Consider the following 20,555-nt stretch of genomic DNA (forward strand, 5'->3'; position numbering starts at 1 on the left):
GGATTGACTACCCCTGTCCGCAACGGGCCAAACATCAGCACCGCGCTTGGCAAGCGGGAGCCGAAGCTACGGTGGGGCGGTGGTTAACGGCAGCATCCCCAAACGCCCCATACGACCGTCCGATCTTTACCGGCTGCGGTCGGTGTCCGATGTTGCGGTTCATCCAGATGGGCGCCAGGTGGTGTTCGTGGTCACGTGGCCCGACGAGCAATCCGACTCGAACCGGTCGCAGCTGTATCGAGTTGATGTCGACGGGTCCGATCATCGTCGTCTCACCGAGGGCCCGTCGGATACCAGGCCTCGCTTCTCGCCGGATGGTTCGCGCCTCGCCTTCTTGCGCTCGGAGCCGGGCAAACCGGGGAAACTCATGATTCTCGACTGGCCGGTTGGCGATGTACACGAAGTGGCCAGCTTCGAGGATGGTGGGCCCGGGGATCCTTGCTGGGTTGACGCACATCGTGTTGTGACGGCGGCACCACAACGGCCGAGTGGCCAGGTTGGGGTGGGAGCCGAGGAACTGCGGCGTCGACCAAAGATCATCACGTCGCCCTCCTACCGCTTCAACGCGGTGGGCTACAACCACGACCGGCCCCAACAGTTGTGGATGGTCGACCTGTCATCCCCAGCGCCCGACCCGGTGGCAGTAGGTGCGGCCGGGTTGAACCATGGTGCGTTCGCCGTCAGCCCCGACGCCACGGCGGTCGTCGCCACGGCAGCGCTGGGCCCCGACGACATGGTCAACGGCACCAACCACCTGATTCGTTACGACCTTCCTGCCCCGGGTTCTGATGCGGCGGGGTCGCCCGAACCGACCGTTCTCACAGCCCGACCGGGCTACTGGACACAGCCTGTGTGGCACGGCGACGGTCGCCTTCTGACGCTGGGGTTCGACCGGGTCGACGAAATCGGCTTCGACCGTCTGTTCGAGGTCGACCCGACCCACACGGGTGTGCCCGTTCAGGTCGCCTTCGACGACGTCTCCATGGATGCAGGACGGTCGCAGATTCGCTGCGTCGACGGCGCCGTGCTGGTAACCGGCCCTCGGCGCGGGCGCGTTGCCATAGACCGCTACGACATCGACGGCGCACGAACGGTGCTGTACGAAGACGACTCCACAGTGGTCGCGTTCGATGTTGCCCCCAACACCGGCGAGCTGTTCGCAGCCATTACGACCACGCAGCGGCCTGCCGAGCTGTGGAAGGTGGCGGCTGGCCACGCAACCAAGCTGGTCGCTTTGAACGACGACGTGCTGGCCGAAGTCGACATCGCCGCAACCGAGTCCGTGGCCGTGACCTCGCTCGACGGCACCATCGTGGAAGCCTTCGTCACCCGCCCACCGGCATCTGCTCCGAGCACAGGATCGCAGCGGCCGGGCCTGGTCTACGTCCATGGCGGCCCGATGTTCCAGTACGGCCACTACTTCTTCGACGAGTTCCAGTTGGCGGCGGCCGCCGGATATGTCGTCATCGGAGGCAACCCGCGCGGCTCGGACGGCTACGGCGAATCGTGGGCGCGCGACATAGTCGGAAACTTCGGCAACCGCGACTGGCAAGACGTCCAGGCGATCACCCGGTTCCTCGCCGACCAGCCGGATGTCGACGTCGAGCGGATCGGCATCGGTGGGGGCAGCTACGGCGGGTTCATGACCTGTTGGGCTCTGGGTCACGACACAGAAGGCCGCTATCGTGCCGGGCTGGTCGAGCGGGCTGTGACCGACTTCGAATCGATGGCAGGCACGAGCGACATCGGTCAAGACTTCATCAGGCGAATGCTCGATGCCACCATCGAGGACGACGTCGAGGCGATCCGTCGCCAATCGCCCCTCAATTGGGCTCACCAGATCAAGGCTCCCACCCTGATCCTGCACTCCGAAGAGGATTGGCGTTGCCCGATCGAGCAGGCCGAGCGGCTGTATGCGGCCATCTGGCGCAACGCGGGCAATGCGATCCTGGTGCGGTTCCCTGGCGAGAACCACGAGTTGAGCCGCAGCGGCAGCCCAAAGCACAGGGTCGAGCGCTTCGAGATCGTCCACGAGTTTTTTGCCGCCCACCTGGGCGGGGCCGACTTCGGGACCTCGCACCTGAACCAGGCGTAGCGCACTCGACTGCTGTTCGAGGCCGCGGGCCAGGGCTAGGCGGCCAGCGCGGCGATCGTGTCCAAGTGGTCGAGGTCGGCCAGGTCGAGCACCTGCAGGTACATGCGCTGGGCGCCGGCATTCGCCATCGCCGCCAGGGTTTGGCCCGCCTGTTCGATGGTGCCTGCGACGGCGTTGGCTCGCAGCTCGTCTGGTTCGCGGCCCATGGCCTGGGCCCGCCGCTGGAACTCTGCTTCGGTCTCGCCCACGCACACGGCGAGGGTGGCCGAATAGGTCAGGGAAGCCGGATCGCGATCTATCGCCGCGCATGCCGCCTCGACCCGAGCGCGTTGTTCTGAGAAGCGTTCGGCGGTGAGAAACGGGGTGTTGTATTCGTCGGCGAACCTGGCCGCCAGCGCTGGTGTGCGCTTGGCACCGCCACCTCCGACGATGATCGGAATGCCCCCGCGCTGGACCGGCTTGGGCAGCGCGGGCGAGTTGGCGACGCGATAGTGCGCGCCTTCGTAAGCGAAGTCTTCACCCACCGGTGCCGACCACATGCCCGTGATCACGGCCAGTTGCTCCTCGAGCCGATCGAAGCGCTTGCCCAAGGTCGGGAAGGCAATGCCATAGGCGACGTGTTCGGCCTCGTACCAACCTGCGCCCAGACCCAGCTCGATACGTCCGTTCGACATCTGGTCGACGCCGGCGACCGATATGGCGAGGGGCCCGGGGAGGCGAAATGTCGCCGAGGTGACCAGGGTGCCCAGGCGAATCGTCGACGTGTCGCGGGCCAAACCGGCCAGGGTGGTCCAGGCATCGGTTGGTCCGGGCAGACCGCCCGCCTCGAAGGCTGCGCCCATCGCCAGATAGTGGTCGCTGCGGAAGAACGCACCAAAGCCCAGCTGTTCTGCCCGCAGGGCTACCGCGAGCAGGTCGTCGTAGGTCGCGCCCTGCTGGGGCTCGGTGAAGATGCGGAGTTGGTCTAGCGAAAACAATGGAGCGTCTCCTGCTCGGTTCGGGCCGGTTTCGGACCCTACAGCGACTCGGAGCGGTCGACGACCCCGAGGCTTGACCCTTCGGCGAGCGCGCGAATAGCTTGCCGCCGTGCCCAACGCCTACCTCGCAGGACCACTGTTCGACGAGGGCGAACGGTGGTGGATCGAAACCGTCGAGCGCACCGTTGCAGCGCGGGGTTTCCAGACGTTCCTGCCCCACCGCGACAATCCGCCGAAGTCACCGGACAACGTTCGGGAGATCTTCGCCAACGACAAGGCAGGCATCGATCGATGCGATGTCGTCGTGGCGAACCTCAACGGGGTCATCACCGACGACGGAACGGCGTGGGAACTGGGCTACGCGTTCGCCAAGGGCAAGTACCTGATCGGCCTGCACACCGACTGGCGAAGCCGGTTCGACCACGAGGTGGTGAACCTGATGATCGAGAGCTCGCTCGATGTTCTGGTGCACTCGCTGGCCGAGCTCGAGTCGGCGCTGGACTCGTTCCTGCAGCGCTAGTCGTTCCATTCCAGGCAGCCGACGGCCGACTCGTCGAGGCCCGCATACCCAGGGCCATCGGCCCCGGCCACGAAGTCATGCCCGCCCGCTGGGCCTTTGTCCCCTAGGCGCAGAGACAGAGGCTCAACCAGGCTTTTGGTCATGCGGACGAAGATCTCGCCATGACCGCCGAAGCCGATCTCGCCGTCCGATCGCACCCTTCTGGGGACGACCGGTTCGCCCTGATCGACAAGCACCTGAAGCGGGTGCACTACGGCCAGGACCAGCTCATCGAGACGCTCCACATCGCCCAAGATGTGTTCGGGTACCTGTCCGAAGACGTACTGATGTACGTGGCCCGCGCCCTGATGTTGCCGCCCAGCATGGTGTATGGCGTCGCGACCTTCTACCAGCTGTTCGACTTCGAGGCGCCAGGCGACCACTCGTGCACCGTGTGCACGGGCACCGCCTGTTTCGTCAAGGGTGCAACGGACATCGTCACCGCTGTCGAGGCACGGTTCGAAGTCACGGCGGGCAACACCTCACCAGATGGTTCGCTGACGCTCAGAACGGCCAGGTGCCTCGGCTCGTGCGGATTGGCCCCAGTGGTGGTGCTGGACGGTGTGGTCAACGCACACCTGGGGCCGGACGAGACGGTCGAGCTGCTGACCGCCGCGCTGGAAGGCGAGACCTGATGGCCGCCCCGATCGACCTGCACGAAGTAGCCGAACGCGAGCTCGAGGCGCAGAGCCGCTATCCGTGGCGTATCAAGGCGTGCAACAGCACGGCCTGCCTGTCGGCCGGTGCCGCGGCCACCGCCGGGGCCATCGAGGGCGGCGTCGCAGAGCGAGGCCTTGGCGGCGATGTTCAGGTCACCAGAACCGGCTGCATGGGGCTTTGCAGCCGCGGGCCGCTGGTGCGCGTGATACGTCGCGGCGGAGACGAGACGCTCTATGGCGACGTCACCCCCGAGGTGGGCGTCGACATCGTCGAGTCGCATGTGGTCGGAAAGCGACCGCTCGCAGATCACGTGCTCGACCCCGACATGGCGTTCTTTGCGAGTCAAGAGCGCATCGTTTTGGCCAACAGCGGAGTCATCGAGCCCGACCGCATCGAGTCTTACGTTGCGGTGGGCGGCTACACGGCGCTCGAGACCGCGCTGACCACCATGACGCCCCAGCAGATCGTCGAGACGGTTCAACGATCGGGCCTGCGGGGGAGAGGCGGAGCCGGCTACCCAACGGGGAACAAGTGGGCTCTGCTGGCAGCAGCCGAAGCAGATCAGAAATACGTGGTGGCCAACGGCGACGAGGGTGACCCCGGCGCATACATGGACCGCACGGTCATGGAGGACGACCCGCACCGGCTGATCGAAGGAATCGCGATCGCGGCGTTCGCCACCGGCGCGAGCAGGGCCTACATCTATGTCAGGGCCGAGTATCCGCGGGCGGTCGAGCGGCTGGACCGAGCCATTCGGGTGGCCAGGCGCAACAGGCTGCTGGGGCGCCGCATCCTCGACACCGACTTCGACCTCGAAATCGAGATACGCATCGGCGCCGGGGCGTTCGTGTGCGGCGAGGAGACTGCGCTGCTGGCCTCGATCGAGGGACGACGCGGAGTGCCGAAGCTGCGCCCGCCGTATCCGACAGAACGAGGCCTGTGGGGCTCGCCGACGATGATCAACAACGTCGAGACGTTGGCGAACATCTCGACCATCATCAGCCGAGGAGCGGACTGGTTCTCGTCGATCGGCACGCCCACCAGCGCGGGGACCAAGGTGTTCGCCCTAGCCGGAGACCTCGTGAACACGGGTCTCATCGAGGTTCCGATGGGCGTGACGTTGCGCCACGTGGTCGAAGACATCGGCGGGGGTGTTCCAGGCGGTCGACAGTTCAAGGCCGCCCAGACCGGCGGGCCGTCTGGCGGGTGCATCCCATCTGAGTTCCTCGATACGCCTGTCGACTACGACAGCTTGCGAAAGCTGGGATCGATCATGGGATCGGGTGGTCTGATCGTCATGGACGAAGACGTCGGCATGCCCGGGGTGGCCAAGTACTTCATGGAGTTCTCGATGGACGAGAGCTGCGGCAAGTGCACTCCGTGTCGCGCCGGAACCGTGCAGATGCACGGGCTGCTCGATCGGATCGTCTCAGGGCTAGGAACGCACAGCGATCTCGCAGACCTGGAACACCTGTGCCAGATGGTCAGGGACACATCCCTTTGCGGCCTCGGACAGGCCGCACCCAACCCGGTGCTCAGCACCCTTCACTACTTCAGGGACGAATACGAAACCCTGGTCGGGGGAGGTGACGGCGGTGCGTGAACGCAGACCAACCGTTGACGTTTCCTTCGACGGGGTCGAGTACGAGGCATTCGCCGACGAGACAGTGCTGCAGACCGCTCGTCGCGTCGGCGTCGAAATACCGTCGCTGTGCTTCCTGGAGGGCCTGTCGATTTGGGGCGGTTGCCGTGTCTGTGTGGTCGAGATCGCAGAAGACCATCGCCTTCGACCGGCCTGCGCCACACCGGTCTCCCAGGACATGGAGATCCTGGTCGATACCCCAAAGGTCGCGGCCTATCGGCGCGACGTCATCGAGTTGTTGTTCGCCGAGGGCAACCACGTGTGTGCTGTGTGCGTGTCCAACGGCAACTGCGAGCTGCAGGACATGGCGGTCGCGGTTGGAATGGACCATGTTCGCTACGACCAGCAGGCGCCGCAGCGCAAGATCGACGCGAGCCACCCCAAGTACGTGTTCGACCCGAACAGGTGCATCCTGTGCACCCGTTGTGTGAGGGTGTGCGACGAAATCGAAGGTGCCCATGTGTGGGATGTCGCCATGCGTGGGCGCAACGCCGAGCTGGTCACCGAGCTGGCAAAGCCGTGGGGTGAGTCGACGTCGTGCACGTGGTGTGGCAAGTGTGTCGCCGCGTGCCCGACCGGCGCCTTGTTCTTCCACGGCAGGGCGGTGGGTGAGATGAGGCACACCCCAGAGGTGATACATCGGCTGGCCGCGGCCCGCACCCGCGGCGAGTGGCTCGATCCGAAGGACTACTCATGAACAAACCGCGCTTTGCATCGGTGTGGCTGGGCGGCTGTTCGGGTTGCCACATGTCGTTCCTCGACATGGACGAGTGGCTGTTCGAGCTGGCCGAGTTGGTCGATGTCGTCTATTCGCCCATCGCCGACTTCAAGGACTTTCCTCCAGACGTCGACATCACTTTGGTCGAGGGAGCGGTGGCAAACACCGACAACCTCGAGTTGGCACAGCGTGTGCGCAGCAACTCGAGGGTCGTCGCATCGTTTGGCGATTGTGCCGTGTCGGGCAATGTGACTGCGATGCGCAATCCGTTGGGCGATCCGGCCGCCATCATCCAACGGGTGTACATAGACGCTGTCGACCGCGACGGTGTTGTTCCCGAGGCGGCGGGCATCGTTCCGCCCCTGCTGCCCAAGGTCCTGCCACTCCACAAGGTGATCGGCGTCGACTTCTACATTCCGGGGTGTCCGCCGTCTTCGGCCGAGATACGTCGGGCAATCGAGACCCTGGTCGGGGGCGAAGCGGGACATAGGAACCCAGAAGACATCCGTCCGGGCTGAGCCGGTCGATGGTTGAGGAGCTACAAGTGGCCGAAAAGATCATCATCGACCCGGTTACCCGTATCGAGGGGCACGCCAAGATCACGATCTCGCTGGGAGACGATGGCCGCGTCGACGATGCTCGATTCCACGTCACCGAGTTTCGGGGTTTCGAGGAGTTCTGCCGGGGTCGACCGGTGTGGGAGATGCCCAGCCTCACCGCCCGCACCTGCGGTATCTGCCCGGTCAGTCATCTGCTGGCCTCGGCCAAGGCGGGCGACGCGATCATGGGGGCGGTGCCGCCCGACGCAGCCGTGAGATTGCGCCGGGTGGCGAACCTGGGCCAGATCATCCAGTCGCACGCCCTGAGCTTCTTCCACCTGAGTGCCCCCGACCTGCTTCTGGGGATGGACTCGAACCCCGCAGAGCGAAACGTCTTCGGCCTGATGGCCCAGCAGCCCGACCTGGCCCGCAGCGGTATCCGGCTGAGGAGCTTCGGCCAGTCGGTCATAGAGGCCATCGCGGGCCGCAAGGTCCACTCGCCGGGAATCGTGCCAGGCGGCATAGCGTCACCGATGACAGCCGAGACCCGTGATGCGCTTCGGGCCGGCCTGGGCGAAGCCCGTCAGACGGCCGAAGACGCCCTGGCCCTGTTCGTGGGCCTGCTCGACCGGTTCGGCCGCGAGGCCGATTCGTTCGGCTCGTTCCCCAGCCTTCACCTGGCCTTGGCGAACGAAAGCGGAGTGTGGGAGCACTATGACGGGTTCTTGAGGGTCGTCGACGCCGACGGATCCGTCGTCGCCGATCGGGTCGAACCCGAGCAGTACCGGTCGATCATCGGCGAAGCCGGACGCCACGATTCGTATCTGAAGGCACCCTATTTCAAGCCACGGGTGGAGCCATCGGACGATCCCGGCGCAGGCATCTACCGGGTGGGACCCTTGGCGCGACTCAATGTGTGCCGGTCGATGGGCGTGCCCGCAGCCGACGCTGCCCTAGCCGAATACAGGTCCAGAGCCGGTGGTGTAGCCAACTCGTCGTTCTACTACCACTACGCAAGGCTGATCGAGATCGTCGCCGCCACCGAATGGATGGAGGTTCTGTTGAACGATGCAGATCTCCTCGACACCAGGGTCAGGTCGACGGCCGGCATAAACCGCAGCCACAGCGTCGGCGTTTCGGAGGCTCCGCGGGGAACCCTGTTCCACGAGTACTCGGTCGACGATCATGGTTTGTTGACCGACGTGAACATGATCATCGCCACCGGGCAGAACAACCTGGCGATGAACGCCACGGTTTTGCAGATAGCCCGCGAGTGGATCGACGGCCCCGATATCGCCGAAGGGGTGTTGAACCGCATCGAGGCGGGCATCAGGGCCTTCGATCCATGTCTCAGCTGCTCTACCCATGCGGTAGGCCAGATGCCGTTGGCCGTCGACTTGTTGGACGCCCAAGGTCGCCTGATCGGCCACGTCGAGCGTGGCTGAACTGCTGGTCGTCGGCTATGGCAACGATCTGCGCCGCGACGATCGGGCGGGCAGGGAGGTCGCCGCCAGGCTGGCCGAGCGCGAGCTGCCGCACGTCGAGATCGTGTCGGTCACCCAACTGACCCCCGAGCTGGCGCCCGTTGTCGGCGGCCGTGACACGGTGGTGTTCGTCGACGCATCCGTGGCCACCGACAAGGTGGCGGTACAGAGCGTGTGCGCCTCACAAGGTGGGTCCGCTGTCGTCGCCCATCACGCCGACCCTGCCGGTCTGTTGGCGTTGGCCGAACAACTCGGCCATCGGCCCCGGCGATCTTTGTGGGTCACCATCCCCGCAACAGACCTCGGATTCGGGTTCGAGCTGTCGGATGGAACCGAGGCGGGCGTCGACGAGGTGGTCGAGATGATCGCAGCGCTGCGTCAGCCGGGAAGCCGATAGCCAGAAGCCAGCGCTGCGAGCTTGTCGGGATTGCGCACGGCGTGAAGATGGCTGATGCCCTCGCTGGTGGTTCCCATCACCAGAACCACATCGAGTTCGCCTTCTATGAACACGATGAAGGCCGGTTCGCCGTTGACGGTGGCGACCTCGAAGACCGTGTCGGGCGGAGCCTTCTTGGCTATGCCCGCCAGGAATCTGGCAGTTCGGTAGCGACCCACGACCGGGCGCACCGCGGCGTACCTGACACCTCCACCATCGGACGTCGCGACGACATCTGAGGTCAGCAGGGCCTGGATCCGGTCGAAATCGGCGCTGGCGAGCGCCGCGCCGAAGGCCGCCACCAAGACCTGCTCTTCGTGGCTGTTGGCGCGCCGTTTCGGATCGTCACGATGTGCAGCGATCTTGGCTCGGGCCCGAGACGCCGTCTTTCGGCACGCAGAGTCGGTTTTGTCGAGCATGCCGGCGATCTCGTCGAACCCGCAATCGAACACGTCGTGCAGCAGGAATGTGGCCCGCTCGAGGGGTGTCAGAAGGTCGAGGATGCGCAGAAACCCCAGGGTCACCGATTCTGCCAACGCGACCATGTCGTCGGGACCGGGCTGGGGTTCGACCGAGTCGTACAAGACCGGCTCCGCCAGCCACGGGCCCACGTAGGTTTCCCGCCGGGCCTGGGCCGATCGAAGCCGGTCGATCGCAAGGCGAGTCACCACGGTGGTCAAGTAGGCAGCCGGCTCGCGCGCCTCGCCTTCTGGCTTGGCCGACCATCGCAGGAATGCCTCCTGCACCACGTCTTCCGCCGAGGCCACGTCGCCCAACATCCGATAGGCGATGCCGGTGAGGCGTGGGCGGTGGGCCTCGAACTCGCCGGCGCTGATCATGTTCTTGCCCTATCACATGCGCCGCGGTCGCCGGGGCCAACACCGGTTGCGCAATGGGCCGCGGCCAGGTGGGCGGCTTCGACGGCCGAGGCTGCTGCGGCGTCTGCCAGCAACCCTTCGCTGCCGACCCAGTCACCCGCCAGGTACACGCCCGACATCTCGAGTGCGTCAACCGCAGGACGTCCGGCCATGCCACCACGGGCAGCAAGCGGCTGGCCGTGGGCAACGGTCAAGCGGTGCGAGTAGTGGATCTCGGCTATCTGGGCGGCGTCGATGCCCGCAGTGCGGGCCAAGGCCTCCAGCCGCGATCGGGTCGCGGTGTGATCGTGCGATTCACCATGGCGCAGGTAGCGCATCAGCCCGTAAAGGCTGTGCCCTGGCGGGGCGAGCGATGCTGGCGGGTCGTGGCGCGAGCAATAGAGGGGTTCGTCGATGCCGAGGATGAAGCCCACAGCGGCCTCGCCCACGATGCCGACGTCGAGGGTCGCGGCCGCAACCGGTGGTCCGGCATCGGGACGCAGATCGGGCGAGCCAACGACCAACCCCGCAACCGCCTCGGGCGACAGACCCGCCACCACAACCGCCGAAGCCTGGAGTGTTCGCGAGTTGTCCAGGGTCACCGAGGTGCCGTCGACGTGCGTCGCTGCGCACCGCTCTACGAACCGCACGCCCAGCTCGCGGCATGCACCAACCAGCCCGTCGACGATCTGCTGCCACCCGCCGTCGAGGTACAGCACACCAGATGAAAGCCCCAGCTTGACCTGCGCGATGGCGGCGTCGGCGCTGCCGATGTCGTGGTCGGCGCAGTAGGTGGTCAGGCGCACCAGGGCCTCGATCAGGCGCCGTACCTCAGGCTTCAACGCCAGCTCGTCGAGCCACTGGTCGACGCTCTGGTGGGCGTGGTCTGTCGGGTCTACTCGCTGCAACGATGCCAGCAGTTTGGCCAGCTGTGGCTTGGCCCGGCCGGGCACCAGATCGGAACGCATCAACGAAACTGCGCCGCCTGGCAGCAGCCCCAAGCGCTGATCGACCAGGCCCATGGCCCCCTTCAGTGGGGGAGGGGCACCCGTCACCTCGACGCCCAGATGCGAGAGCGCCCGGTGCAAGTGCTGGCCCGTGTACAGCGCGTGGGGTCCATGTCCGTGGCAGTATCCTTTTGCGTTTCGGGGCGACCGGCCCCGCCCGCCCGGTTCGCCTCGCTCGACCAGCGTCACCTTGTGTCCCAGCCGCGCCGCATGGCCCGCCGCCACCAGTCCGGCGATTCCGGCTCCTATGACGACGATGTCGGTGGGGTTGTGGTGGGGGTTTGTTGTTGCGTCCATGCCGTCTTGACGAGACAGCGCCGCAAAACGTGACGTCAGCTAGCTGAGGCCCTGCGCCTTGTCCCAGGCGGCGACACGTTCGGTGTCTTCGTAGTCTTCCCATCGGCGCAACCGGCCCCACTTGATGTCGAGGAAAGCAGCAGCCCGGTTGTTGTAGCGGTCCTGTCCGTCTGGTCCAGGTGAGAAGTCGTGAAGCCGAAGAGCCACCCGCAGGTTCCACGGCGGCCCGTTGACCAGGATGTCTTCGATGACGAATTGGTTGCCCTCGCGCACGAAACGATCGGCAAACGCTGTGCACTCGTCGATCCCCCTGTGTGTCGCGTGAGCCTGGCGGCCCTTCACCACGGGCCGGAACATCGTCGCCCAGGAGTTGTCGCCCGGAAACACGATCTCGACGTCGTCGCTGGCCATCGCGATCAGCAGCTTTGGATCGCCGCTGTTGAGGCGTTTGATCGAGTGGCGCACCAGGGCGCGCACCGCGGTCTTGTACATCACTGTCCCCTCTCGCCCGTAGCCGACGAGCTTGCGGCGAACTCGGCCGAGTGCAACGTTGCCATGGCGCTCAGAACCGCTCGCCTCGATCGTTGCTTGGTGCCCTCGTGTGCGGTCGGGTCCAGCGTGCCAAGGGCACGGGCAGCCTCGGTGGCCCGTGCCAGAACGTCGCCCGGGGCCACCAGCTCGTGGAAGAACCCGGCGCGTTCGGCCTCGGCGGGTGAGTAGAGCTTTGCGGTGACCGTTGCGTGGTCGAACCAGGTCGAGGCCAACTGGTGGCGTGCCAGCTCGATGCCGTAGTGCGGGATCGTCAGCCCGATGGCCACCTCGTTGAGACCTACCTTGAACGGCCCGTCGGCGCCTATCCGATGGTCGCAGGCCAACAGTGTGAACGCCCCTTGGGCAATGGCGTGGCCGTTGCAGGCAGCCACCGTTGGGTGCGGGTGGCCGAGTATCCGCTGGATCAGGTCGCCGCCGGCTCGCATCGTCTCGGCAACGACGGCTTGGGGTTGATCGAAGACCGCCAGGTCGTACCCGGCCGAAAAGATGTTGCCCCTGCCCGTGAGCACCACCACAGCACGGTCGCTTCTGGCCCTGGCGAAGGCCGCGTCGAGTTGGGAGATCATCTCCGCCGACATCACGTTGGCCTTGCCGTCGTCCATGACGATCGTGGCCACTCCATCGGACAGCTGGTAGGTGAGCAGGTCGGTCATCGTTTCTCCTAGAGGGTCGAACGCAGGGCGGCCAGGGCAGAGCGTTGAAACACGGTCGTCAGCTGGGTCGGCCGTTGAGCGACCAGGCCACGAGTCCACCGCCGGCAGTACTCCTGGGCGGGGCCGATGATCAGCGGGTGGCTGACGTCGACAGGCAGGCCTGCACAGAGGCCGTGTTCGGCGGCCCGTGCAGTCAGCTCGCCGATGGCGGCGAAGAACTGGTCGTTTGCCGCGCTCAGCTGACCCGCCGCCAACTCCAACAGTTCGTCTGGCTGGGTCATGAACAGGAAGTGGGCCCGCTGGCGGTTCGACTCGACCCACAACAGGTGGCTGGCCACGAACTGTTCCACCGTGTGTTTGGGGTCGCCGGGGCCCAGCGCAACTCGCGACGCCACGTTCTGGTAGTCGGCCATTGCGCCGACATAGACCTCGGCTGCCAGCGCGGCCTTGGAGGCGAAGGCATGAAACATGCTGCCCGACGACAGACCCAACGCTTTGCGAACCGAGTTCATCGAGAACGCGGCGTACCCGACGTCGAGCAGTTGCCGTTCGGCCTCGGCCAGGATGCGATCTCGGGTCGTCATTAGAGCGATACTCTAGAGAAGGACTCTAGTCACTGCAAGAGTGGGCTGCCAGGCACGCGCGTGGCAATGTGTGCGCCGATGTCGTCGATCGGAGAGTCATGCCCAGCGTGTTCATAACCTGCGCCGTCACGGGTGGAGGCGACACCGTCGGAAAGTCACCGCACGTGCCCGTGTCTCCCGAACAGATCGCTGACGCCGCGATCGAAGCGGCAAAGGCCGGTGCGGCGGTGGTTCACTGCCACGTTCGCGATCTCGACACCGGCAAGCAGAGTCGCGATCTCGACCTCTACAAGGAACTGACAGATCGCATCCGGTCGTCCAGCACCGACGTGGTGCTGAATCTCACTGGGGGCACGGGCGCCGACCTGACGCTGGGCGGGGTCGAGAATCCCCTGCCTTTGGATGAGGCCGGCACCGACCTGGCCGGGGCCACCGAGAGGATGGCCCACATACGCGAGTGCCTGCCCGAGATCGCCACCATCGACATGGGAACCATGAACTTCGGCGAGGGCGACTATGTCATGACCAACACCACAGGGCAGCTCGACGAGATCGCCCGCCAGTTCGCTGACCTGCCGGTGACCCCCGAGCTCGAGTGCTTCGACACCGGACACCTTTGGTATGCCAAGGACCAGGATCAGCGAGGCCTTTATGAGGGCAAGACCGTGCTGGCCCAGCTGTGCATGGGGGTTCCGTGGGGCGCACCCGACGACATGAACACCCTGATGGCGATGGTCAACAACGTGCCATCACACTGGCACTATTCGGCCTTCTCGATAGGTCGCCGTCAGCTGGAGTACGTGGCGGCCGCGGCCCTGGTGGGGGCCAACGTTCGGGTGGGGCTCGAAGACAATCTGTACCTGTCGCGGGGTGTGCTCGCGACCAACGGCCAACTGGTCGAGCGGGCGGTGACCATCCTCGAGGCCATGAACTTCGAGGTGCTGGGACCCGAGCAGGTCCGCAGCCGCCTGGGCCTCACCAAGGTCGGCTGAGGAGGGTCCCGGTGAGCGAATCTCACATTGCCATCGTCGGTGCGGGCGTGATCGGCGCCGCATGGGCCGCCCGGTTTGCGATGCACGGGTTCGACGTGCGCATCAGCGATCCATCGACTTCGACGTCCCGAGTGGTCGACGAGGTCATGTCGAACGCCCGAGCTGCCTGGGCCGACCTGGACCTGCCAGCGGGGGACGAGGGGCGCGTGACAATCGTCGATTCGATTGCCGATGCCGTCGATGGTGCGATGCACGTACAGGAATCGGCACCCGAGGACGTGGCCCTCAAGACCGGCATCCTCGCGGCCATCGCGGAAGCATGCCCGGCCGAGACCGTCATCGCATCCTCGACCTCGGGCATCCGGCCGTCGCAGTTGCAGACTGCGATCCGCCACCCCGAGCGGCTCGTGGTCGGTCACCCTTTCAATCCGGTGTACCTGCTGCCGCTGGTCGAGGTCGTGGGCGGCGAAGCGACGTCGACCGAGGCCATCGCAGCAGCGATGGCGACCTATCGCTCGGTTTCCATGCACCCGCTGCACGTGAGGGTCGAGATCGACGCGTTCATCGCCGACCGGCTGCTCGAGGCGGTGTGGCGCGAGGCCCTGTGGCTGGTGAAAGACGGTGTGGCCACCACCGCAGAGATCGACGACGCGATCCGCTATGGGTTCGGTCTTCGGTGGGCTCAGATGGGCTTGTTCGAGACCTATCGGGTGGCCGGCGGCGAAGGTGGGATGGCCCACTTCATGCGGCAGTTCGGACCGTGTCTCAGCTGGCCGTGGACCAAGCTCACCGACGTGCCCGAGCTGACCGAAGACCTGGTGCAACTGATTGCCGATCAGTCCGACGAACAGTCGGGCCAGCATTCGATACGCGAACTCGAACGACTCCGTGACCGGAACCTGGCCGCGATCCTGCGCTCGCTCGAAGCCAACGATTGGGCCGCAGGGGCAACGCTGGCCGAGCAGAGAAGGCGTCTGTCCTCGCAGTAGCAGCCGCTTCGCCGTCAGTCGCTGCCCGCGATGGTGCGGGCGGTGAGCAGCGCTGCGGTGCGCGGTCCCGACCGTGCCTGTGGCTCGGGTCGTTCGGGCGCTCCGTTGGCGGCGGCGTCGGCCAGGGCGAACGCCAAGATGTAGTGCTTGGTTTCGTTGAACGAGGCCGCGACCTCGGCGAATCCACCGACGACATCTGTGGCCGACCTGATCCTCACGACCTGGTCGGCCGATTCGCCTGGTGGCGCACAGTGTTTCGGGTCTGAGGTCACCAGATACTCGCGACAGGCCAGAGGGCGGTCGGGCCTGATCGAGCACACCCCGTCGTCCAGAAGCGGACACGCAACGTCGGCTTCTTCGGGGTCGTCGATGATCCGTCGAGAGCTCGAGTCGATCAGCGCTCGAGCTGCCGCCAGTAGGTCGTCGGGGCCGTAGACCACCGACGCAACGGGTAAGAGGGGCATCGACGTAACTGTCCGGTCAGAACTTGAAGATGCTGCCGACGTCGCGAAGTTCGACCTTGCCGTGGACGTTGCCTCTGTTGAGTTTCGGCGACGACGAGTCGTAGGTCATGGCCCTGAAATCCTGGATTTCGAAGTTGCCCATGAACCCCTCTACCTCGTCGGCCTCGGCCTCGGCCAATGCCGCAACGAGCTCGTTCAAGGCCGTTCGCACACGTGGTGTGGGGGTGTAGTCGTCGCCCATCTCGACGTTGATTCGAAGCTGATCGGAAGCAACAGGTGTAGTCATGCAACCGAGACGTTGGCCGTGGGCGGTGGTTACGTCCATGCGTCCGGTTTCGTCATCGGCGCGAGCGGGTAGGGCTCGATTCGATGAACGAACCCGCTGCCGGCCTCGAAGATGCTGCGAGCGGCCTGTGGTCGTCGATCGAGCGGCGTTGGAACGCTGGGATGGACGAGATCGATCGCATCCAGCGCCGGCGCAAGCCCACGGCGTTCGTGGTCGGCGTGCTGAAGAGGTTTGCCGAAGACCGCGGTGTTCAGCTGGGTACACTGATCGCTTACTACGGGCTGCTTTCGATCTTTCCCTTGATGGTGGTGTTGCTGACCGTGGCCGGCTTTGTGTTCGACAGCCGACCCGATCTTCGCGCCGACCTCGAGCGCACCGTCTTGCAGCAGTTCCCGACGATGGGCCCGACGATCCGCCAGAACACCCAGGCGATCCGTGGCAACTTCGTGTCGTTGGTGCTGGGTCTCGCCGGCGCAGTGTGGGCCGGGCTCGCCGCCGTGAACGCGGCCGAGGTGGCTTTGAACGGCATCTACAACGTGGCGCGCCACGAACGTCCAAACCCGATCAAACGCCGGCTCAAGTCGCTGCGGATGCTGCTGATACTGGGCCTGGGCGTGTTGGCCTCGGTGATGGTGGCCAACCTGGGGCGGGTGGTCGACGGCCTGGGCGGGTTGCAGGCCGTGTGGTTGGCGTGTGCGTCGATCGGCATCAACACGGCCCTGTATGCGCTGGCATACCGATCGTTGGTGTCGGCAGACCTCAGCTGGCGATCGGTAGCACCCGGGGCCGCGCTGGCCGGTTCGGTCTGGTGGCTGCTGACCACCGTGGGCGGCATCTACACAGAGCGCACTCTGGCCTCGGCGTCGGCCACCTACGGCGCTGTTGCCAGCGCGATCGCCCTGCTCGCCTGGATCTACCTGCAAGCGCAGGTGACCCTGATCGGCGCCGAAGTCAACGTCGTGTTGCGGCGGCGTTGGTGGCCACGAAGCCTCACCGGGCGTGATCTGACCACGGCCGACCGCGAGGCGATGAGGCTGCACCTGCAGAGCGAGAAGCTTCACGAGTCGATGCAGCTCGATGTCGACTTCGGTCAATGAGTGCCTCAACGCCCTCTGGTCAATGCCGTTTCGAGCCATGCCCAGTCATCCACGGCATGACAAATCTCACGTCGAATTGGTGATCGGTCGGACTGTTGCTTCAGCCGTTCTCGTTGGACGATCTAAGGCATGGAAACGTGCATTCGACTGAGAGGCGTAGAGAAGGTCTTCCCGGTGCCGGGCGGCGAGCCCGTGCGAGCCGTGAAGGGAATCGATCTCGAGATCGGTTCGGGTGAGATCGTCGCCCTGCTGGGCCCCAACGGCGCCGGCAAGACGACCACCATCGACATGATCCTGGGCTTTGCCGAGCCCACCGCCGGCGAGGTGTCGGTGTTCGCGATGAGTCCCAGGCAGGCCGTGGCCCAGGCCCGGGTGTCTGCGGTGCTGCAAACCGGTGGACTGCTGAGAGATCTGACCGTGCGCGAAACGGTTCAGCTGATCGCATCGACATATGGAAAGACCGACGCCGCCGCTGACGACGTCATCGAGCGCGCAGGACTGGCGGGGCGAAGCACCCGCATGGTCGCCAAGTGCTCGGGAGGCGAGCAGCAACGACTGCGGTTTGCCCTGGCCCTTCTGGCCGACCCCGACCTGTTGCTGCTGGACGAACCCACAGCTGGCATGGACGTCGAGGCCCGCCAGTCGTTCTGGGCGACGATGAAGACCGAGGCCCAGGCTGGTCGCACCATCGTGTTCGCAACCCACTACCTGCAAGAAGCCGAGGACTTCGCAGCCCGCACCGTGTTGTTGGCGTCGGGCCTGATCGTCGCCGACGGCCCCACCGACCTGGTCAGGAAGCGGGCCGCGGGCCGAACCGTGCGAGCGTCGGTAGCCGCCGAACACATGAGTTCTGTGGTCTCGGAGCTGCGAGCCCGAGCCGGTGTGCGTTCGGTCAGCACCGAAGGCGATCGGGTGGTTGTCGACACCACCGAATCAGACCTGATCGCCCGACGCCTGCTCGACCTGGGCGGATTCGACCTCGAGATCGAACCGGCGTCGCTCGAACGAGCATTCCTGGAACTGACGAACCGATGACCCCATCCCAGACAGCAACCCCAATGCCGCCCGCCGCAGCAACGAACGCGGCTTCGCCTAGGAGCTTCCCGATGAACCTGACCTACTATCGACTCGAAATGCGCCGGTTGAGGCGCGACTACGTCACCATGTTTTTCACGGCGGGCCTTCCCGCATTTCTGTACCTGATCTTCGGCGCGTCGCCCGAATACGGTGACGACCCCGTTCGCGACGGCAACGTCGCCATGTGGATCATGATCGCGATGGCCGCCTACGGAGCTGTGTCTGCCACCACCGGCATCGGCGGAATGGCCGCCGTCGAGAGGATGCAGGGTTGGGGCCGCCAGTTGGGTCTGACGCCGATGACCGACGCCGGCTACGTGGCGGTGAAAGCTGCGACGGCCCTCACCGTGGCTGTCGTGCCGATCGTGTTGGTCTATACGGTCGGGGCGCTCACCGGCGCGTCAGCTCCTTTGTCGGTCTGGGTGGTGTCGGCCGCCGTTCTGATCGTGGGTGCCATTACCTTCGCTCTTTATGGCCTTTCTTTCGGGCTTGCCTTTCGATCCGAGGCGGCCGTCAGCGCAGCAGGGGGTTCGCTGGTGATCCTCGCCTTCCTTGGCAACATCTTCATCCCGCTGAACGGCTGGCAGCTCGCCGTGGCGAAGTTCACGCCCCTGTATGGCTATGTGTCTCTGGCCAGACGGGCGCTGACCGGAGGCGCCACGATCGATCCCGACACCGGTGACCTGATCGCGGTGCCTCTCTGGCAACCGCTGACCAACGTGGTCGTGTGGACGGTGGTGTTCGCCGTGGCCGCCACGCTGCTGGTCGCGAGGGGCCGGGCTCGCCAATGAGTGGCGTGGCCCAACCGGCAGCCGCTCACGGCTGGATCGCCCGGCACGGTTGGCTGATGGCTGCCGTGTGGCTGGTGTTCCTTGCCTTTCCGGTGCTGACCGTCGTCTCCGACGACACCGGACGGCCCACCAAAATCGCTGCGATCGCCCTGATGGCGCTGTTCAGCGTTGTGTACGTCGACGGGTTTCGGCGACAGGGCGAGCGAGAAAGCCAAGCGCTGAGCGACACAAACCGACTGAGCTACGACTGGGTCGCGGACGGGTCCAGCGGGGCAGCTCACTTCGCCGTGATGATCGCGCTGGCCGTGGTCACCTACGCAGTCGCCGGGCACGCGGCGCTGGGGATGACCCCATACGTCGTGGCGCTTGCGGTGTTCCACTTCACCTGGCCCATGGCATGGGCGGTCGCTGTCGCAGGAGTGGTGGTCAACCTGGCGGTTCCGGCGGCGACGGGCGATCTCGACGTCTTGTGGTTCTATGCGATCATCGCCGCCTCGGTTGGTGCTTCGACGCTGCTGATTCGGGCCGTCGAGACCAACCAGTTCGAGCAGGCTCAGCTGCGGACCAGGCTGGCGCTCAGCGACGAGCGCGGTCGCGTGGCGCGCGACGTACACGACGTGCTCGGGCACAGCCTCACCGCCATGATTCTGAAGACCGAGCTGTGCCGCCGCCTTCTGGACGGCGTCGAAGCTGAAGACCAGGCCCAACGCGCACGGCTGGACGCGTGCCGAGCTCAGCTCGAAGAGCTCGAGTCCGTAGGGCGCAGCGCGCTGGCCGAGATCCGCTCGACCGTCGGCGGGCTCCGAGCTGCCGATCTCGCCGACGAGCTGACGGTGGCCCGCAGCGTGCTGGGCGACGCAGGAGTCGAGCTGGGGGTGGTGGGAACCCCTGGCGATGTCGACGAGCGCATGCGGTCTGTGGCCGGATGGGTTGTTCGCGAGGCGGTGACCAATGTGGTTCGCCACGCGCGGGCCAGCCGTTGTGTCATCGAGCTGCGACCATCCGAGGTGGTGGTGCTCAGGATCACCGACGACGGTGTCGGGCTGGGGGAGTCTGCGCGTGGCAACGGCTTGAGGGGCTTGGACGAGCGGGTCGCCTCGTACGGCGCAGAATTGCGGGTCGCCCCTGCCCAACCAGGTGATGGTTCGCTAGACGGCCACGGGACGAAGATCGAGGTGCTCCGATGACAGCCATCCGCCTGCTGCTGGCCGACGACCAAGCCCTGGTTCGCGGAGCTCTGGCGGCCCTGTTGGGGTTGGAGCCAGACCTCGAGGTCGTGGCCCAGGTGGGTCGCGGCGACGAGGTGGTGCAGGCGGCGATCGACAACGACGTGCACGTTGCACTTCTGGACATCGAGATGCCCGGCATGAGCGGCATCGACGCAGCCGCCCGGCTGGCCGCCGAGTACCCAGCGGCCCGCAGCCTGATCGTCACCACGTTCGGTCGTCCTGGGTATCTGCGCCGGGCCCTCGAGGCCGGGGCTTCGGGTTTTGTGGTCAAAGACACTCCAGCGCCCCAGCTGGCAGACGCTGTGCGCCGAGTGCACGGTGGCCTGCGGGTGGTCGACCCCGAACTGGCCACCGAATCACTGATCGAGGGAATGAACCCGCTCAGCCAGCGAGAGCAAGAGGTTCTGACCCTGGTTCTCGACGGCATGCCGGTTTCAGACATCGCCAACAGACTGAGCCTGTCGGTCGGCACGGTCCGCAACTATCTGTCGACCGCGGCCGGCAAGACCCATGCGCGATCCAGTGCCGAGGCCGCAATCACGGCGCGCGATCGCGGGTGGCTCTAGCCTG

At 65.7% G+C, this 20,555-nt stretch carries 23 protein-coding genes; 15 read left to right on the forward strand and 8 right to left on the reverse strand.

Annotated elements, in window-relative coordinates:
• Positions 1 to 79 precede the first annotated feature (79 nt).
• A complete protein-coding gene (locus R2770_01485; protein ID MEZ5279117.1) occupies positions 80 to 2,095 on the forward strand; it encodes a S9 family peptidase in 2,016 nt (671 codons plus the stop codon).
• Positions 2,096 to 2,130: 35 nt separating this feature from the next.
• Here the strand turns inward: R2770_01485 and R2770_01490 are convergent, their stop codons facing one another.
• A complete protein-coding gene (locus tag R2770_01490; GenBank protein ID MEZ5279118.1) occupies positions 2,131 to 3,072 on the reverse strand; it encodes an LLM class F420-dependent oxidoreductase in 942 nt (313 codons plus the stop codon).
• A gap of 109 nt (positions 3,073 to 3,181) precedes the next feature.
• Between R2770_01490 and R2770_01495 the strand changes: the two genes are divergently transcribed.
• The 7 genes from R2770_01495 to R2770_01525 all read left to right on the forward strand — a co-directional run bounded on the left by R2770_01495 (position 3,182) and on the right by R2770_01525 (position 9,071).
• Positions 3,182 to 3,592 (forward strand): nucleoside 2-deoxyribosyltransferase, encoded by a 411-nt coding sequence (locus R2770_01495; protein MEZ5279119.1) that lies wholly within the window; start codon positions 3,182 to 3,184, stop codon positions 3,590 to 3,592.
• 161 nt (positions 3,593 to 3,753) lie between these two features.
• Positions 3,754 to 4,266, forward strand: a complete 513-nt coding sequence (locus R2770_01500) for an NAD(P)H-dependent oxidoreductase subunit E (GenBank protein MEZ5279120.1) — start codon at positions 3,754 to 3,756, stop codon at positions 4,264 to 4,266.
• On the forward strand, positions 4,266 to 5,894 hold the full coding sequence (gene nuoF, locus R2770_01505) for an NADH-quinone oxidoreductase subunit NuoF (GenBank protein ID MEZ5279121.1): 1,629 nt from the start codon (positions 4,266 to 4,268) through the stop codon (positions 5,892 to 5,894). Before R2770_01500 ends, nuoF begins: the two co-directional genes overlap by 1 nt.
• The gene (hoxU, locus tag R2770_01510) at positions 5,887 to 6,630 is read left to right on the forward strand and encodes a bidirectional hydrogenase complex protein HoxU (GenBank protein MEZ5279122.1); all 744 of its coding nucleotides are present in this window, start codon (positions 5,887 to 5,889) and stop codon (positions 6,628 to 6,630) included. The genes nuoF and hoxU overlap by 8 nt, the downstream gene beginning before the upstream one ends.
• Complete coding sequence (locus tag R2770_01515; GenBank protein MEZ5279123.1) at positions 6,627 to 7,169, forward strand: hypothetical protein; 543 nt, start codon at positions 6,627 to 6,629, stop codon at positions 7,167 to 7,169. Before hoxU ends, R2770_01515 begins: the two co-directional genes overlap by 4 nt.
• Before the next feature lie 26 nt (positions 7,170 to 7,195).
• Positions 7,196 to 8,635 (forward strand): Ni/Fe hydrogenase subunit alpha, encoded by a 1,440-nt coding sequence (locus tag R2770_01520; GenBank protein ID MEZ5279124.1) that lies wholly within the window; start codon positions 7,196 to 7,198, stop codon positions 8,633 to 8,635.
• The gene (locus R2770_01525) at positions 8,628 to 9,071 is read left to right on the forward strand and encodes a hydrogenase maturation protease (protein MEZ5279125.1); all 444 of its coding nucleotides are present in this window, start codon (positions 8,628 to 8,630) and stop codon (positions 9,069 to 9,071) included. The genes R2770_01520 and R2770_01525 overlap by 8 nt, the downstream gene beginning before the upstream one ends.
• Here R2770_01525 and sigJ read toward each other — a convergent pair.
• From sigJ to R2770_01550, 5 genes are read right to left on the reverse strand one after another with little or no spacing between them, the layout of a single operon-like run.
• Positions 9,053 to 9,949 carry an RNA polymerase sigma factor SigJ gene (gene sigJ / locus R2770_01530; protein MEZ5279126.1) on the reverse strand — a complete coding sequence of 299 codons (897 nt, stop codon included), beginning with the start codon at positions 9,947 to 9,949 and terminating at the stop codon, positions 9,053 to 9,055. The genes R2770_01525 and sigJ overlap by 19 nt on opposite strands.
• Positions 9,946 to 11,310, reverse strand: a complete 1,365-nt coding sequence (locus tag R2770_01535) for an FAD-dependent oxidoreductase (protein MEZ5279127.1) — start codon at positions 11,308 to 11,310, stop codon at positions 9,946 to 9,948. The genes sigJ and R2770_01535 overlap by 4 nt, the downstream gene beginning before the upstream one ends.
• Positions 11,311 to 11,763, reverse strand: a complete 453-nt coding sequence (locus R2770_01540; GenBank protein MEZ5279128.1) for a nuclear transport factor 2 family protein — start codon at positions 11,761 to 11,763, stop codon at positions 11,311 to 11,313.
• Positions 11,763 to 12,476, reverse strand: a complete 714-nt coding sequence (locus tag R2770_01545) for a crotonase/enoyl-CoA hydratase family protein (protein MEZ5279129.1) — start codon at positions 12,474 to 12,476, stop codon at positions 11,763 to 11,765. The genes R2770_01540 and R2770_01545 overlap by 1 nt, the downstream gene beginning before the upstream one ends.
• An 8-nt stretch (positions 12,477 to 12,484) precedes the next feature.
• Positions 12,485 to 13,060: a TetR/AcrR family transcriptional regulator gene (locus R2770_01550; GenBank protein ID MEZ5279130.1), complete on the reverse strand. Its 576-nt coding sequence runs from the start codon at positions 13,058 to 13,060 to the stop codon at positions 12,485 to 12,487.
• 98 nt (positions 13,061 to 13,158) lie between these two features.
• Between R2770_01550 and R2770_01555 the strand changes: the two genes are divergently transcribed.
• On the forward strand, positions 13,159 to 14,052 hold the full coding sequence (locus R2770_01555) for a 3-keto-5-aminohexanoate cleavage protein (GenBank protein MEZ5279131.1): 894 nt from the start codon (positions 13,159 to 13,161) through the stop codon (positions 14,050 to 14,052).
• An 11-nt stretch (positions 14,053 to 14,063) separates the two neighbouring features.
• The gene (locus R2770_01560; GenBank protein MEZ5279132.1) at positions 14,064 to 15,041 is read left to right on the forward strand and encodes a 3-hydroxyacyl-CoA dehydrogenase NAD-binding domain-containing protein; all 978 of its coding nucleotides are present in this window, start codon (positions 14,064 to 14,066) and stop codon (positions 15,039 to 15,041) included.
• Between the two features lie 14 nt (positions 15,042 to 15,055).
• On the opposite strand, the gene R2770_01565 is transcribed toward R2770_01560, so the two are convergent.
• Both R2770_01565 and R2770_01570 read right to left on the reverse strand, forming a co-directional pair.
• On the reverse strand, positions 15,056 to 15,505 hold the full coding sequence (locus R2770_01565; protein ID MEZ5279133.1) for a hypothetical protein: 450 nt from the start codon (positions 15,503 to 15,505) through the stop codon (positions 15,056 to 15,058).
• A gap of 16 nt (positions 15,506 to 15,521) precedes the next feature.
• Complete coding sequence (locus tag R2770_01570; GenBank protein ID MEZ5279134.1) at positions 15,522 to 15,791, reverse strand: hypothetical protein; 270 nt, start codon at positions 15,789 to 15,791, stop codon at positions 15,522 to 15,524.
• An 83-nt stretch (positions 15,792 to 15,874) separates the two neighbouring features.
• Here R2770_01570 and R2770_01575 point away from each other — a divergent pair, with 83 nt between their 5' ends.
• From R2770_01575 to R2770_01595, 5 genes are all read left to right on the forward strand, one after another.
• Positions 15,875 to 16,888, forward strand: coding sequence for a YihY/virulence factor BrkB family protein (locus R2770_01575; protein MEZ5279135.1), 1,014 nt, complete (start codon positions 15,875 to 15,877; stop codon positions 16,886 to 16,888).
• Between the two features lie 129 nt (positions 16,889 to 17,017).
• Positions 17,018 to 17,923, forward strand: a complete 906-nt coding sequence (locus R2770_01580; protein MEZ5279136.1) for an ABC transporter ATP-binding protein — start codon at positions 17,018 to 17,020, stop codon at positions 17,921 to 17,923.
• A 71-nt stretch (positions 17,924 to 17,994) separates the two neighbouring features.
• Positions 17,995 to 18,756, forward strand: coding sequence for an ABC transporter permease (locus tag R2770_01585; protein MEZ5279137.1), 762 nt, complete (start codon positions 17,995 to 17,997; stop codon positions 18,754 to 18,756).
• A 5-nt stretch (positions 18,757 to 18,761) separates the two neighbouring features.
• Positions 18,762 to 19,943, forward strand: a complete 1,182-nt coding sequence (locus R2770_01590) for a histidine kinase (GenBank protein MEZ5279138.1) — start codon at positions 18,762 to 18,764, stop codon at positions 19,941 to 19,943.
• Positions 19,940 to 20,551 (forward strand): response regulator transcription factor, encoded by a 612-nt coding sequence (locus R2770_01595; GenBank protein ID MEZ5279139.1) that lies wholly within the window; start codon positions 19,940 to 19,942, stop codon positions 20,549 to 20,551. Before R2770_01590 ends, R2770_01595 begins: the two co-directional genes overlap by 4 nt.
• Positions 20,552 to 20,555 lie beyond the last annotated feature (4 nt).

It is taken from the genome of Acidimicrobiales bacterium (assembly GCA_041394185.1).
Taxonomy (GTDB): domain Bacteria; phylum Actinomycetota; class Acidimicrobiia; order Acidimicrobiales; family Poriferisodalaceae; genus JAAETH01.

Bases quoted from the DNA above. Each gene is read 5' to 3' on its own strand.
- R2770_01540 (MEZ5279128.1), bottom strand. From the start codon at position 11,763: ATGTACAAGACCGCGGTGCGCGCCCTGGTGCGCCACTCGATCAAACGC.
- R2770_01545 (MEZ5279129.1), bottom strand. From the start codon at position 12,476: ATGACCGACCTGCTCACCTACCAGCTGTCCGATGGAGTGGCCACGATC.
- R2770_01595 (MEZ5279139.1), top strand. From the start codon at position 19,940: ATGACAGCCATCCGCCTGCTGCTGGCCGACGACCAAGCCCTGGTTCGC.
- R2770_01565 (MEZ5279133.1), bottom strand. From the start codon at position 15,505: ATGCCCCTCTTACCCGTTGCGTCGGTGGTCTACGGCCCCGACGACCTA.
- R2770_01550 (MEZ5279130.1), bottom strand. From the start codon at position 13,060: ATGACGACCCGAGATCGCATCCTGGCCGAGGCCGAACGGCAACTGCTC.
- R2770_01585 (MEZ5279137.1), top strand. From the start codon at position 17,995: ATGAACCTGACCTACTATCGACTCGAAATGCGCCGGTTGAGGCGCGAC.
- sigJ (MEZ5279126.1), bottom strand. From the start codon at position 9,949: ATGATCAGCGCCGGCGAGTTCGAGGCCCACCGCCCACGCCTCACCGGC.
- R2770_01575 (MEZ5279135.1), top strand. From the start codon at position 15,875: ATGAACGAACCCGCTGCCGGCCTCGAAGATGCTGCGAGCGGCCTGTGG.
- R2770_01555 (MEZ5279131.1), top strand. From the start codon at position 13,159: ATGCCCAGCGTGTTCATAACCTGCGCCGTCACGGGTGGAGGCGACACC.
- R2770_01515 (MEZ5279123.1), top strand. From the start codon at position 6,627: ATGAACAAACCGCGCTTTGCATCGGTGTGGCTGGGCGGCTGTTCGGGT.
- R2770_01500 (MEZ5279120.1), top strand. From the start codon at position 3,754: ATGACCGCCGAAGCCGATCTCGCCGTCCGATCGCACCCTTCTGGGGAC.
- R2770_01570 (MEZ5279134.1), bottom strand. From the start codon at position 15,791: ATGACTACACCTGTTGCTTCCGATCAGCTTCGAATCAACGTCGAGATG.
- R2770_01580 (MEZ5279136.1), top strand. From the start codon at position 17,018: ATGGAAACGTGCATTCGACTGAGAGGCGTAGAGAAGGTCTTCCCGGTG.
- nuoF (MEZ5279121.1), top strand. From the start codon at position 4,266: ATGGCCGCCCCGATCGACCTGCACGAAGTAGCCGAACGCGAGCTCGAG.